Annotated in this window: 12 protein-coding genes; 9 read left to right on the top strand and 3 right to left on the bottom strand. The window is 44.8% G+C overall.

Translation table 11 applies throughout. The annotated features are described in order from the left end of the window. Positions 1-84: 84 nt before the first annotated feature. Together MHH65_RS17420 and MHH65_RS17415 are read left to right on the top strand one after the other, a co-directional pair. Positions 85-1,800, top strand: a complete 1,716-nt coding sequence (locus tag MHH65_RS17420; RefSeq protein ID WP_098677201.1) for an ABC transporter ATP-binding protein — start codon at positions 85-87, stop codon at positions 1,798-1,800. A 244-nt stretch (positions 1,801-2,044) separates the two neighbouring features. Continuing rightward, on the top strand, positions 2,045-3,043 hold the full coding sequence (locus MHH65_RS17415; protein ID WP_268412505.1) for a S66 peptidase family protein: 999 nt from the start codon (positions 2,045-2,047) through the stop codon (positions 3,041-3,043). 230 nt (positions 3,044-3,273) lie between these two features. Here MHH65_RS17415 and MHH65_RS17410 read toward each other — a convergent pair whose 3' ends face one another. The 3 genes from MHH65_RS17410 to cls all read right to left on the bottom strand — a co-directional run bounded on the left by MHH65_RS17410 (position 3,274) and on the right by cls (position 5,773). After that, positions 3,274-3,528, bottom strand: a complete 255-nt coding sequence (locus tag MHH65_RS17410) for a hypothetical protein (protein WP_034281244.1) — start codon at positions 3,526-3,528, stop codon at positions 3,274-3,276. Between the two features lie 73 nt (positions 3,529-3,601). Next, positions 3,602-4,564 carry a UV DNA damage repair endonuclease UvsE gene (gene uvsE, locus MHH65_RS17405; protein ID WP_251232398.1) on the bottom strand — a complete coding sequence of 321 codons (963 nt, stop codon included), beginning with the start codon at positions 4,562-4,564 and terminating at the stop codon, positions 3,602-3,604. Positions 4,565-4,576: 12 nt separating this feature from the next. Beyond that, complete coding sequence (gene cls, locus MHH65_RS17400; protein WP_041115506.1) at positions 4,577-5,773, bottom strand: cardiolipin synthase; 1,197 nt, start codon at positions 5,771-5,773, stop codon at positions 4,577-4,579. A 143-nt stretch (positions 5,774-5,916) separates the two neighbouring features. Here cls and MHH65_RS17395 point away from each other — a divergent pair, with 143 nt between their 5' ends. The 7 genes from MHH65_RS17395 to rpoE all read left to right on the top strand — a co-directional run bounded on the left by MHH65_RS17395 (position 5,917) and on the right by rpoE (position 13,568). Next, complete coding sequence (locus MHH65_RS17395; protein ID WP_268412517.1) at positions 5,917-8,028, top strand: heterodisulfide reductase-related iron-sulfur binding cluster; 2,112 nt, start codon at positions 5,917-5,919, stop codon at positions 8,026-8,028. A gap of 103 nt (positions 8,029-8,131) precedes the next feature. Next, entirely contained in the window at positions 8,132-9,325 is a 1,194-nt protein-coding gene (locus tag MHH65_RS17390) for an acetyl-CoA C-acetyltransferase (RefSeq protein ID WP_061110198.1), read from the top strand. Beyond that, positions 9,325-10,188 carry a 3-hydroxybutyryl-CoA dehydrogenase gene (locus MHH65_RS17385; protein WP_061110197.1) on the top strand — a complete coding sequence of 288 codons (864 nt, stop codon included), beginning with the start codon at positions 9,325-9,327 and terminating at the stop codon, positions 10,186-10,188. The genes MHH65_RS17390 and MHH65_RS17385 overlap by 1 nt, the downstream gene beginning before the upstream one ends. An 11-nt stretch (positions 10,189-10,199) precedes the next feature. After that, positions 10,200-11,312: an acyl-CoA dehydrogenase family protein gene (locus MHH65_RS17380; RefSeq protein WP_061110196.1), complete on the top strand. Its 1,113-nt coding sequence runs from the start codon at positions 10,200-10,202 to the stop codon at positions 11,310-11,312. Between the two features lie 16 nt (positions 11,313-11,328). Beyond that, the gene (locus MHH65_RS17375) at positions 11,329-12,471 is read left to right on the top strand and encodes an acyl-CoA dehydrogenase (RefSeq protein ID WP_061110195.1); all 1,143 of its coding nucleotides are present in this window, start codon (positions 11,329-11,331) and stop codon (positions 12,469-12,471) included. Positions 12,472-12,614: 143 nt separating this feature from the next. Next, a complete protein-coding gene (locus MHH65_RS17370; RefSeq protein WP_034281233.1) occupies positions 12,615-12,812 on the top strand; it encodes a hypothetical protein in 198 nt (65 codons plus the stop codon). Between the two features lie 216 nt (positions 12,813-13,028). Continuing rightward, positions 13,029-13,568 (top strand): DNA-directed RNA polymerase subunit delta, encoded by a 540-nt coding sequence (gene rpoE / locus MHH65_RS17365; RefSeq protein ID WP_034281231.1) that lies wholly within the window; start codon positions 13,029-13,031, stop codon positions 13,566-13,568. Positions 13,569-13,599 lie beyond the last annotated feature (31 nt).

Genomic DNA, 13,599 nt, shown 5'->3' with positions numbered 1-13,599 from the left:
ATTTCCTGATCTAGTATTTTGAAGAGGATTCCTCTATAATTGAAAATGATTATCAATTATAGAGGAAATGAGGTTCTTTTACATATGCTAAAACGCTTTTTTGCCTATTACAGGCCCTATCGCGGTCTGTTCTTTTTAGATTTCTTTTGCGCTGTCGCAGTTGGATTAATGGAACTTGGTTTCCCGCTGATCGTGAACTACTTCATTGATACATTATTACCAACAGGGAATTGGACGGTCATTGCCTGGACCGCACTTGCTCTGTTTATCATTTATGCACTCAGCTCGGTTATGCAGTTTATTGTGTCGTACTGGGGGCACATGTTAGGTATTAATATTGAAACAGATATGAGGAAGAAGCTGTTTGATCATTTTCAGCGTCTCTCATTTAAGTTCTTTGATAACAACAAAACGGGTAAGCTTATGTCTCGGATGACAAATGACCTCATGTACATTGGTGAGGTGGCTCATCACGGACCTGAGGATTTGTTTATTGCAATTATGACGATTCTTGGTGCCTTTGCTGTCATGCTGATGATTAACTGGCAGCTTGCTATTTTAACCTTCTTGATCATGCCTGTCATCATCTGGCTCGCCCTTCATTTTAATAAGAAGATGACGCAGGCGATTACACAGCTGAACAATGACATTGGAGACTTTCATGCAAGGGTTGAAAACAATATTGGCGGCATTCGTCTTGTTCAAGCCTTTGCCAACGAACATTTCGAGAAAAAGCGTTTTGCTGAAAACAACAACCGCTTTCGGAAAGCGAAGCTTCTTTCATATAAAATCATGTCGGTCAACGGCTCAATCAGTTACATTCTCACACGTCTTGTGACACTGTTTGTCCTTCTGGCAGGGACATGGTTTGTTCTGCAAGGGCAATTAACGGCAGGTGGATTTATCGCGTTTGTTCTCATTACAAATGTCTTATTCAGACCGATTGATAAAATCAACACAGTGATTGAAATGTATCCAAAAGGAATTGCGGGCTTTAAAAGCTATGTCGATTTACTTGAAACAGAGCCAGATGTGAAGGATACAGAGGGAGCTCGTGATGTATTCGGGCTAAAAGGTGAAATTGAATATCGAAACGTGACATTTGGCTACGATGAGCACAGCCATGTGTTAAAGGATATCGATTTGAAGATCAAACAAGGAGAAACTGTTGCGTTTGTCGGTCCCTCAGGAGCCGGGAAATCGACGATTTGCAGTTTGCTGCCACGTTTTTATGATGTGGACAAAGGGGAGATTACGATTGATGGTGTGAGTACAAAATCGATGACCCTGTCTTCTTTAAGACAGCAGATCGGCATTGTGCAGCAGGATGTCTTTTTATTCTCAGGCACCATTCGAGAAAACATCGCGTACGGCAACCTAGAAGCCAGCGATGCAGAGATTTGGGAGGCTGTACGTCGTGCGCATTTAGAGGAACTTGTTCAGCGTTTCCCAGAAGGATTAAATACGGTGATAGGCGAGCGCGGCGTCAAACTGTCAGGCGGTCAAAAGCAGCGCTTGTCAATTGCGCGGATGTTCCTAAAAAATCCTTCGATTCTTATTTTAGATGAAGCTACATCAGCACTTGATACAGAAACAGAAAAAGCTATACAGGATGCACTGAGCGAACTGGCTGTCGGCAGGACAACACTCGTCATTGCCCACCGCCTGGCAACAATTAAACACGCCGACCGTATCATCGTCGTGACAGAGGAAGGCGTCCAAGAACAAGGCCGCCACCAAGACCTCATCCAAATGGGCGGCGTATACAGCAGACTGCATGAAGCGCAGTTTGGTCATTGATCAGTGCGTAGACAAACCCTCGCATTCGCCCGCAGTTCTGCGTGCCGGTGCTCACGAATGTCAATTCGCTCCGCTCCGGTACTCGTCCTTCCTAGGGCTGCAAAGGTTTTCTATCACGCTGAAAAGAAGACAAAGGGCTAAAATAAAGATCATTTTAGCCCTTTGTCAACAATCTGAGAGCTCTTTTGTTAAAGGGCTTTTTTTGTTAGGATAGAAAAAATGCGTGTAGGAAGGATCTGATGGAATGAAGGGGCTTCGGCGATTACAAAAGGGCGATAAGATCGGTATATTTTCACCTTCTAGTCCTGCATCAGCGACCTCGCCTCTTAGGTATGAGCGGGCGAAGAAGTGGCTTGAGCAAAAAGGATTCATTGTGGTTCCAGGATCATTAACAGGGAAAGAGGATTACTACCGTTCAGGTACAATTCAAGAACGAGCAGATGAGCTGAATGAGCTGATGGCTAGAGAGGACTTGGCGTGCATCATGTCAATGATTGGCGGGACGAATTCAAATAGTTTGCTGCCTTATCTTGATTTTGACCTGCTGAAACAACATCCGAAAATCATGATCGGTTATTCAGATGCGACAGCGATTCTTTTAGCGGCGTACGAAAAAACGGGACTGCCTGTTTTCTACGGGCCGGCGCTTGTTCCTTCTTTTGGCGAGTTTGAACCGTTTGTCACTTATACATATCAGTCGTTTGAGGACATCCTGAAGTCCCAGCAAACCATACCTTATCAGATTGAAAAACCGCCTTTTTGGACAGATGAACGAATCAATTGGGAAGAAAAGACGGGTGATAAAAAGCAGCGTCCAAATGATTGGCTGTGCGTCATAGAGGGACAAGCAGAAGGCAAATTGATCGGCGGGAACTTGAATGCGATGTACGGCATATGGGGAAGTGAGTTCATGCCAGCCATCCAAAACGGAGACATCCTTCTCATTGAAGATTGTATGAAAACCGCGTCGGTTGTTGAAAAGAACTTCTCTTTATTGAAAGTAAATGGCGTGTTTGAACGGGTTTCTGGGATTCTTTTAGGAAAACATGAGCTGTTTGATGATGAAGGGACGGGCAAAGAGCCTTATGAGATTTTACTTGAGGTACTCGGAGAGACAAAAAGACCACTCATCGCTGATTTTGACTGTGCTCATACGCACCCAATGCTTACGATGCCAATCGGGGCACAAGTGAAAATGGATGCATCCTCCAAACAAGTTTGGTTAACAAAAGAGTGGATATAGCAAAAGAGCAGCCCGCGGCTGCTCTCCCAGCATGTAGACAAACCCTCGCATTCGTTGTCACGCCTGCGTGCCGGTGCTCACGAATGTCAAATTCGCTCCGCGCCGGTACTCGTCCTTCCTAGGGCTGCAATGGTTTTCAATCACGCTGAAAAGAAGACAAAGGGCTAAAATCAACATCATTTTAGCCCTTTGTCAACCAATCTGAAAGAGCAGCCTATGGCTGCTCTTCTTTATGAAACCTTCTCTTTTTCAAATGGCTGTAGGAGGTCTTGCGCTTTTTTCCCCTCCACGACAATTAAGTAGTCAGATTCTAAATGAGTGAGCCTGAAGGTTTCAAGCTCTACGATGTTCTTAATGCTGCACATTGTCTTTTTAGAATACACATATAAACGATGCTGAGCCTGCTGGCACTTTTCATAAAGAGAAATAAGCTTATGTAAATTCAACGCTTTCGCAGCGATTCGGATTGAATAGATTTGAGACATCTTCATATCCTCCTGTTAATTACTTTCTCACAATAGCTTTGTTACCCCCATTTGCACAAAGGTAAACCTTTCTCTATGTTTTCCACTCAATGGTTCCCCCGCCCGTCCGCCGATTGCCCCTTATCGCTGACAGCTCTTCGACTAGACGGAGCAGAGCTTGATCCTTTAATTTTGCTTCAATCATGAAATCTACATCACGACCATATGGTTTTAATGCTTGAAAAAGCGGTAAGACAAAGTTCATATCTACTCCATCTGCATGACTGCGTATGGCTTTTTCTGATTTAGGTGAAGACAAATGGATTTTGGGCGGAATGCCAGTGTTTGTCCATGTGTCGAACATTCTTGGCAAGATGTCATCGAGTGCGGCATCATCATCTTTATTTGCCACATGATGATGGTAATCAAAAACAAACGGAATGTCATGCTTTTCACATACACCAAGCGTTTCCAGCGACGTATATGTTTTGTCATCGTTCTCAAGTGTCATTCTCGCCTTGATATGAGCCGGAAGCTGTTTGATATTTTCATCAAAGCGTTGAAGAGCCGATTCTTTATCGCCGTACGCCCCCCCTACATGAATGTTCATGTAGCCTTCCTTATCGAGCTTCATCGCCTCAAGCATTTGATAATGGTACGTCATATCGATGACGGCATTTTCTGTAATCGAAGGTTTTGGGCTGGTAAACAAGGTGAATTGATTGGGGTGAAAGCTGACCCGTAAGCCGTGCCGTTTCACCAGCTTGCCGATCTCAAGAAATTCTTTGTGAAAAGGTGTCACAAAGTCCCAGCGCACCTCTGGATGGGTCGCGAGCGGGACGATCGAGCTTGAAAAACGGTAAAGCGGGATATCATGAGCAATGGCGAAATAAAGCGTTCTTAATGTATTCACGAGATTGGCGTTTGTTGTTCGCAATAAAGCCTCTTTTCTTTCTTCCTTAGCGAGCTTGCTGTATCTAGCAAAGGTCAGCGACTTGGCAGGAGAAGCTTCCCACAAGGTGACGGCATTGGATACATAACCAAATCGATAACGCATAGGTCATCTCCTTTATAAAAAATACGAGAACATGGCGGCAACCCACTCAAGCGGCCGTGTGAAAAGCGGGCGCTTTGACAATGTTTCTTCTGTCAAGATTTCAGATACCTCCATATGCTCCCGAATCTTTTCTTCTACGTGTGCAGTAAAAGCGGGATCATCAATGGCTACATCTACTTCTTCGTTTAAAAACAAGCTGCGTTTATCAAAATTCGCGGTACTGATCATACAGCGGCTGTGATCAATCAAAATGGCTTTCGAATGATAAAACCCTTTATAAAAACGATAAACAAGACATCCAGAGGCAATGAGGTCCTTCAAATAATGAAAGCCAGCCTCTTTGACAAGTGGATGATCCGCTTTCATTGGAATGATGATTTCAACTGTGACGCCCCGCTTTCGTGCATCAAGCAGCGCCTTCAGAAGAGGGGAAGATGGAATAAAATAAGGCGTACAGATGATGATCTGTTTCCTCGCCTGCTGAATATCTTGGAGAAATAAAGCTTCTAAAGAAAAGCCAGCAGTCGCGCGTGTTGTGCATTGTAATGTTCCCGGTTCCAATGCAGGGAAAACCTCATATTGCAGCTGATGAATACCAGACGACCGGTACAAATCATTCAGAAATACATGCTGGAGATCTGCGACAACCTGTCCAGTCATCCGCAAATGATAATCCTTCCAAATGCCAAACCGGCCTTTCTTTCCAACATATTCATCGCCTATATTAAATCCGCCAATATAGCCAATTTTCCCATCAATCACCGTAATTTTACGGTGATTTCTCATGTTTAAACGGTAAATCAAAAAAGGAAAACGAGGCTTATTTAAAAAGTAAAATTGAATGCCGCTTCTTTCTAGCATGTCAATCGACTTTTGATCAAACGGATAGGAGCCTAATCGGTCGGTTAGCAAAAAGACGGAAACGCCTTGCTCCGCTTTGGCTTTCAATGCTTGGAACACCCTTTGACCAATCTTGTCGTTCTTTACAATAAAGAACATCATATGAATAGAAGAAGAGGCCTGCTGTATATCCGTAAGCAGCTGATCGAAAAATGGTTCGCCATCATGATAAAAGGTGGCATCGCCGCTTGTTTGGTCAAAAGACCGTTCAAATGCGTGCGTAGAAAAATATTTCTTTCCCATATAAAGGTCTAACATGACGAGCAAAACGATGGCAATGATTACGAGTAGGATGATTAATGCGATCATGAAACTTCCTCCTTTTTTGCATATTTCAATAGTGTACCCAAACGTGTAAAAAATATTGACTGAATACTCATTCATTATTTATGATAGAGGTACAACATGGAAACGGAACAAAGAGGGTTTTGGGGAATGAAAGGGGGAGCAAGATGAATAGCCTTTTAATCATCAACTTGATCGCATTTGCGGCGGTGACCGCTTACGCTGTGTATTTGTTTGTTTATCTCATTCGAACACGAGCGGCGTATATTCGTCTTGGTAAAAAAGAAGAGTTTCAACAAGACATGAAGAAACGCTTAGAGCGTGTTTGGGTCAACGTATTTGGGCAAAAGAAGCTGTTAAAGGACAAGAAGAGCGGCATCATTCATGTGCTGTTTTTCTACGGATTTATCCTCGTACAGTTCGGAGCCCTTGATTTTATTCTGAAGGGGCTTATTCCAGACAGCGGGCTTCCTTTAGGTCCGGTGTACGGGGTCTTTACGTTTTTCCAAGAGGTGGTCACACTTCTCATTTTAGTGGCCGTTGTATGGGCTTTCCATAGAAGATACGTGGAAAAGCTTGTCCGTTTAAAACGAGGCTTCAAATCGGGACTAGTGCTTTTATTTATTGGCGGCTTAATGCTGACAGTCTTACTTGGGAACGGCATGAACATCATCTGGCATGGACACTCTCTATCATCAACTGAGCCAATTGCTTCTGGTATTGCCTTCTTGCTGGGCGGAATTTCACCTCTTGCGGCTGCGATTGTTTTTTATGCCGCATGGTGGGTGCATCTTCTTATTTTGCTGACATTCTTAGTATACGTTCCTCAGTCAAAGCACGCCCATCTGATTGCAGGGCCTGTGAACGTATTTGTCAGCAGATTAGACCCGCCAGGCAAGCTGCAAAAAATTGATTTTGAAGATGAGTCACAAGAGACCTTCGGTGTAGGAAAAATTGAAGACTTCCGTCAGTCTCAGTTGATCGATCTTTATGCCTGTGTGGAATGCGGGCGCTGCACGAATATGTGCCCGGCAACAGGGACAGGGAAGATGCTGTCTCCGATGGATTTGATATTAAGGTTAAGAGATCATTTAACCAATAAAGGGGCCGCCATTACATCAAAAACACCTTGGGTCCCGCAGCTTGCCTTCAAGCAGACAACAGGAAACCAGCTGGCACTGCAGGCGAGAGGAGCAGGTGCGGAAGAGTCGGCTGCCAGTTCTATATATCATCCTTCTCTTATTGGAGAGGTCATTACAGAAGAAGAAATCTGGGCATGTACGACGTGCCGAAACTGTGAAGACCAATGCCCTGTCATGAATGAACACGTTGATAAGATTATTGATATGCGCAGATATCTTGTCTTGACTGAAGGGAAAATGGACGCAGATGCACAGCGTGCCATGACAAGCATTGAGCGCCAAGGGAACCCGTGGGGATTGAACCGGAAAGAAAGAGAAAATTGGCGTGAACTGAGAGAAGATGTGCATGTGCCGACAGTGAAAGAGCTGAAAAAAGCAGAGCAAACCTTTGATTATTTATTCTGGGTTGGTTCAATGGGGGCATATGACAATCGAAGCCAAAAGATTGCACTTGCCTTTGCAAAGCTCCTCAATGAAGCGGGAGTATCCTTTGCCATCCTAGGCAATAAAGAGAAAAACTCAGGCGATACGCCAAGAAGACTCGGCAACGAATTTTTATTCCAAGAGCTTGCTGCAAAAAACATTGAAGAATTCCAGAAAAACGGCGTCACAAAGATCGTCACGATTGATCCACACGCCTACAACTTATTTAAAAATGAATATCCAGACTTTGGACTTGAGGCAGAAGTGTACCATCATACAGAATTACTGGCAGAGTTAGTGAAAGAAGGGAAAATAACGCCTGTACATGAAGTGAACGAAGTGATTACTTTCCACGACTCATGCTACTTAGGCAGATATAACGAAGTGTACGACCCGCCAAGAGACATTTTAAAAGCCATTCCAGGTGTGACGCTGAAAGAAATGGAACGCAACCGTGAAACTGGTATGTGCTGCGGAGCAGGTGGGGGCTTAATGTGGATGGAAGAAGAGACGGGTACCCGGATTAACACTGCACGAACGGAGCAGGCGTTACAGGTCCAGCCGTCCATCATCAGCTCAGGGTGTCCTTATTGCTTAACGATGCTGGGAGATGGGACGAAGGCGAAGGAAGTAGAGGAGCAGGTAGGCACATTTGATGTCGCCGAACTTCTTGAAAAATCAGTGTTTGGCGAGCCTGGAAAACAGGTGTCGTAAAGATGACAGGCCGATGAATAGAATGTTCATCGGCTTATCCATGGCGCTGTTTCATCAGCTGCCTAAATGATATGTAAGCGGTAACAAACGGGGAGGGGCATATATGAGTACGACGGTCATTGTATCTGGAGCAAGAACACCATTTGGAAAACTAGGCGGTGCTCTCAGTGGTTTGACTGCCGCAGAACTAGGCGGTATAGCGATCAAGGCTGCACTGGAAAGAGTTTCGGGTTCTCATGAAATAGATGAGGTCATCATGGGATGTGTGTTACAAGGAGGGCAAGGGCAGATTCCTTCAAGGCAAGCAGCAAGATATGCTGATCTTCCTTGGTCTGTTCCAACACAAACCATCAATAAAGTCTGTGCATCCGGAATGCGCAGTGTGACTGCAGCAGATCAAAGCATTCGAGCCGGAGATGCTGAGGTCATCGCAGCGGGCGGTATGGAATCTATGTCTCACGCTCCTTATCTGCTAAAAAAAGCGCGATGGGGCTACAAAATGGGTGATGGTGCAGTACAAGATGCGATGATTTTAGATGGATTGACCTGTTCGTTTACAGGCGTTCATATGGGTGAGTATGGAAGTGTGGCTGCAAAGGAGCTCGGCATCACGCGGGAAGAGCAGGATCTGTGGGCACTCAGAAGTCATGAACGGGCCATCGAAGCGCAAAAAAACGGCTTTTTTCAACATGAAATCACCCCCGTCACCGTCAAAATAAAAACGGGAGAACGGCTGATCACAGAAGATGAGTCTCCGCGGCGTGATACGTCATATGAACGGCTGTCAAAGCTCATGCCTGTTTTTGATCAGAAGGGGACCATCACCGCTGGAAATGCACCAGGTGTCAATGATGGTGCAAGTGCGCTCCTTTTAATGAAAGACACGTATGCTGCACGGCATGACGTAAAGCCAATGGCAGTCGTTCTCGGTCATGCTCAGGTTGCTGTAGAGGCGAAGGATTTTCCGAAAACACCAGCCTTTGCTATCGAGAAGCTTTTAAAGAAAACAGGAAAGCGCCTAGAGGATATTGATTTGTTTGAAATCAATGAGGCCTTTTCAGCTGTGGCTTTGGCATGTGAAAAAATAACCGGGATCGACCGGCGGAAAATGAATATCAACGGGGGGGCTGTCGCACTCGGTCATCCGATTGGGGCAAGCGGAACACGCGTCATATTGACATTGATTCATGCATTAAGACAAAGAGGCGGAGGCCTTGGCATTGCGGCGATTTGCAGCGGAGGCGGTCAAGGAGACGCCATCATGATAAAGGTAGATGAAAAGGGAGGCGTTTATTGATGAGTATAGAAGAGACCGTTATGGTCGTTGGGGCTGGTCAAATGGGATCAGGCATTGCCCAAGTGTTTGCTCAGTCAGGCTATACAGTCCTGCTCCATGATGTATCAGAAAAGCAGATTCATCGAGCGATCTCCTCCATGACCAAACAACTGACGAAGCGGGCAGAAAAAGGAAAGCTGGCACATCAGGCAGTCCGAGATATTACGCAGCGGCTTGCCGTTTCCACAGATTTAAAAGACATGCAACAGGCTCATTTAGTCATAGAAGCCGCATCAGAACAAATGAGTGTGAAAAAACAAATCTTTGAAACACTTGATCAATTTGCAGAGGCTGAGGCCATATTTGCGTCAAACACGTCTTCCTTGTCGATCACAGAATTAGCAGCTGTTACGGGGAGACCGGAGAAAGTGATTGGCATGCATTTTATGAATCCGGTTCCTGTCATGAAACTGGTTGAAGTCATTCGAGCGCTGCAAACGAGTGATGACACATATCAAGTTGTTTATGAAACAGCGAAGACATTAAACAAAACCCCAATTGAAGTGGAAGACTTCCCAGGGTTTGTATCAAACCGCATATTGATGCCAATGATCAATGAAGCCATTTACACCCTGTATGAAGGCGTAGCAGATGCAGAAAGCATTGATGGCGTGATGACACTTGGGATGAATCATCCAATGGGGCCGCTTCGTCTAGCTGATTTCATCGGACTGGATACATGTTTATTTATTATGAATACCCTTCACGAGGGACTTGGAGACAGCAAATATCGACCTTGTCCTCTTTTGAAAAAATACGTGAATGCAGGCTGGCTGGGCAAAAAGACAAAGAGAGGTTTTTACACATACCACGACCACTCATAGGGGGAGTCAAGATGGATGTTTTGCTTACGGATCAACAGCGTCTCTGGAGAGAACAGACAGCAGAATTTGCACGCCAGCGTATATTCCCTGAAGTAGAAGCCATGGAACAAGGCCGGTTTCCAAACACCCTTTTAAGTGAAATGGGGCGGCAAGGCTATCTAGGGATTCCAATACCAGCTTCGTATCAAGGCTTAGGAGCAGATTTTACAACGTATATCATTGCAATCCATGAATTGTCGAAAGTGAGTGCGACCATCGGTGTCATTGTGTCCGTTCATACATCTGTTGTGACGATGCCTATTTTGACTTTTGGAACGAAGGAACAAAAAGAAACTTATGTCCCGCCGCTTGCATCCGGGAAGAAGCTGGGCGCCTTTTGTCTGACTGAACCAAAGGCTGGATCAGATGCCTCCAGTATTCAGTTAAGAGCAGAGCGGATGGGCGGCGATTATGTATTAAATGGGACGAAAATCTTTATCACAAGCGGCGGAGAAGCAGAACTGTATCTTGTCTTTGCGGTGACCGATCCGGCTTCTGTGAGAAAAAATATATCGGCGTTCATTGTCGAGAAAGATACGCCGGGATTTACGATTGGAAAAGATGAGAAAAAGATGGGACTGCACGGTTCAAAAACAGTCACGCTTCATTTTGATGGCGTGCGGATTCCAAAAGATCAGCTGCTCGGTGCAGAAGGAGAGGGCTTTCAAATTGCCATGTCCAGCTTAAATGCAGGGAGAATCGGAATTGCGGCTCAAAGCCTTGGCATTGCAGAAGCCGCATTAACCGAGGCAGTGGTCTATTTAAAGCAGCATCCAGCAGGTCTTGAAACAACCATTCGGCTGGGCGATTTGGCGGCGAAGCTTGAGGCAGCCAAACTGCTCGTCTATCAAGCGGCTTCTTTCAAAGAGGCAAATCGACCGGTCACAAAGGAAGCATCAATGGCAAAGCTATTTGCGTCAAAAACGGCGGTGGAGATCAGTACAGAAGCGATCCATTTGCTAGGCATGGATGGTTATACGAATCGCTATCAAGCAGAACGTTACTTTCGTGATGCGAAAATTTGTGAAATCTATGAAGGAACAAGTGAAATTCAAAGGCTGGTCATCTGTAAACAGCTAATATGAAACGAGGTGGCTCACGATGCAGTTCCAATTAAGTGATGAACATGAAATGATTCAAAAAATGGTGAGAGACTTTGCGAAAAATGAAGTGGAGCCAACAGCAGCAGAACGAGACGAAACAGAGACATATGATCCATCTATTTTCCGCAAAATGGCGGAGCTAGGTTTAACGGGTATCCCTTGGCCGGAAGACGTGGGCGGAATTGGCAGTGACTATTTAGCCTACGTCATAGCAGTTGAGGAGCTTTCAAGAGTGTGCGCCTCTACAGGCGTCACCCTGTCCGCTCATACATCTCTTGCTTCATGGCCAATCTATACATTCGGAACAAAGGAACAAAAAGAGAAATACTTAAAGCCGCTTGCAAAAGGGCAGAAGATAGGAGCATACGCGCTCACCGAGAGCGGTTCTGGTTCAGATGCCGGCGGAATGAAGACAACGGCCGTAAAGGCAGGCAGTGAATACGTCCTGAACGGGGCGAAAATTTTTATTACAAATGGAGGCATTGCAGATTATTATATTGTGTTTGCCGTCACAGACCAAGAAGCTTCGTCTCGAAATACAACTGCTTTTATTGTAGAAAAAGAGACACCTGGTTTTTCTGTTGGCAAAAAGGAAAGCAAACTGGGCATACGTTCATCGCCAACAACTGAAATTCGATTTGAAGATTGCCGAATTCATGAAAGGAACCGGCTCGGTCTAGAAGGAGAAGGGTTCAAAATAGCCATGATGACACTCGATGGCGGCAGAAACGGCATTGCTGCACAGGCGGTTGGGATTGCGCAAGGTGCTCTTGATGTGGCGGTTGATTATGCCAAGGAGCGTAAACAATTTGGCAAACCAATCATTCAGCAGCAAGGGATCGCCTTTAAACTGGCTGATATGGCCACAGCGATTGAAGCATCAAGGCTGCTTACTTACCAGGCGGCATGGCTCGAAACGAAAGGCCTCCCGTATGGGAAGGAATCAGCCATGTCCAAGCTCTTTGCTGGTGATACAGCGATGAAGGTGACGACAGAGGCGGTTCAAATCTTCGGCGGGTACGGCTACACAAAGGATTACCCAGTCGAACGATACATGCGTGATGCGAAAATCACTCAAATTTATGAAGGAACTCAGGAAATCCAGCGCCTGGTCATCTCAAGGAAACTGCTAGATATGTAGAAAACAAGCATAGACCGCCTGAACGTGAGGCGGTCTGTTTTCGTTCGTCATGCAGTTTTCAAACGTAAGCGTATTGTTAATGTTCATCCATATCATCATGTTATGTTAAAATTAGGGAAAATATCAATATGGAGGTTATGATGATGAACTCAACATTTATGGGCATTTTGGCAATCGTCACGATGGTGATCTGGATCATGGTGTCCGCGGAGCTTTCGAAATCTCCAAAAAAGCAGGAAGAAAAAGAAAACAGCCGGAGAAAACTAATCGTACTCATGTCTGCTGGAATGTTATTCACGATTCCTGTCGTTGTCTCACTCATTCAGAACATCCCATTTTAAAACAGACGAGAAAAAACTGAACGACAAAAAGCATGCCGTACCCACTCTAGGTGCTCCCCGTGAGAAAAATCAAAAATTAACATCAATAAAGGTGGCATAAACTCCCCCAATTTGTTTATAATGAGAGGTATGGTTTGTCGTAAGAATAAGGTATAAATACTTATTATTTCACTGATAAATGGATACATACATGTAATAGAAAGGGAGTGTCTGACCTTGAGTTTGAAAGAATACTCACAGGAACAGCTCAAACAAATGTCTTTAGTTGAACTTGCTTATGAAATTTTCAGAGACAGCAAAACACCAATTACGTTTTCCGAGTTAATAGATGAAATTATCCGTTTGCAAGGAATACAAAAATCCGATCTTGATGATCGACTTGCTCAATTTTATACAGACTTAAATATAGATGGCCGCTTTATTTCGTTAGGTGATCAGAGATGGGGACTTCGCAGCTGGTATCCAGTTGATCAAATCGAAGAAGAAGTTCAGCCAGCTGTGAAAACAAAAGCGAAAAAGAAAAAATCAAAAGCAGCTGTCGTTGAAGACGACTTCGATGAGATCGAAGAGGAAGAAGAAATCGACGAGCTTGAAGAAGACCTTGACCTTGTTGAAGACGACGATGATCTCGACCTAGACGATGATGAAGAAATTGAAGAAGATCTTGAAGACTTCGACGAAGATGACGATGAAGATGATGACGGCTTAACGGAGATTGATGAAGACGATTTAGACGATGATGAGGAAGACAAATAACCCTCTCAAACCGGTCTTCAAAACAGGACAA

Origin of the sequence: Bacillus sp. FSL L8-0654 (assembly GCF_038629965.1) — a bacterium.
GTDB lineage: Bacteria > Bacillota > Bacilli > Bacillales > Bacillaceae > Bacillus > Bacillus safensis.
This window is presented reverse-complemented; position numbering and strand designations above follow the sequence as displayed.

Coding starts and splice junctions, on each gene's coding strand:
- MHH65_RS17420 (WP_098677201.1), top strand. CDS start 85: ATGCTAAAACGCTTTTTTGCCTATTACAGGCCCTATCGCGGTCTGTTC.
- MHH65_RS17415 (WP_268412505.1), top strand. CDS start 2,045: ATGAAGGGGCTTCGGCGATTACAAAAGGGCGATAAGATCGGTATATTT.
- MHH65_RS17410 (WP_034281244.1), bottom strand. CDS start 3,528: ATGTCTCAAATCTATTCAATCCGAATCGCTGCGAAAGCGTTGAATTTA.
- uvsE (WP_251232398.1), bottom strand. CDS start 4,564: ATGCGTTATCGATTTGGTTATGTATCCAATGCCGTCACCTTGTGGGAA.
- cls (WP_041115506.1), bottom strand. CDS start 5,773: ATGATCGCATTAATCATCCTACTCGTAATCATTGCCATCGTTTTGCTC.
- MHH65_RS17395 (WP_268412517.1), top strand. CDS start 5,917: ATGAATAGCCTTTTAATCATCAACTTGATCGCATTTGCGGCGGTGACC.
- MHH65_RS17390 (WP_061110198.1), top strand. CDS start 8,132: ATGAGTACGACGGTCATTGTATCTGGAGCAAGAACACCATTTGGAAAA.
- MHH65_RS17385 (WP_061110197.1), top strand. CDS start 9,325: ATGAGTATAGAAGAGACCGTTATGGTCGTTGGGGCTGGTCAAATGGGA.
- MHH65_RS17380 (WP_061110196.1), top strand. CDS start 10,200: ATGGATGTTTTGCTTACGGATCAACAGCGTCTCTGGAGAGAACAGACA.
- MHH65_RS17375 (WP_061110195.1), top strand. CDS start 11,329: ATGCAGTTCCAATTAAGTGATGAACATGAAATGATTCAAAAAATGGTG.
- MHH65_RS17370 (WP_034281233.1), top strand. CDS start 12,615: ATGAACTCAACATTTATGGGCATTTTGGCAATCGTCACGATGGTGATC.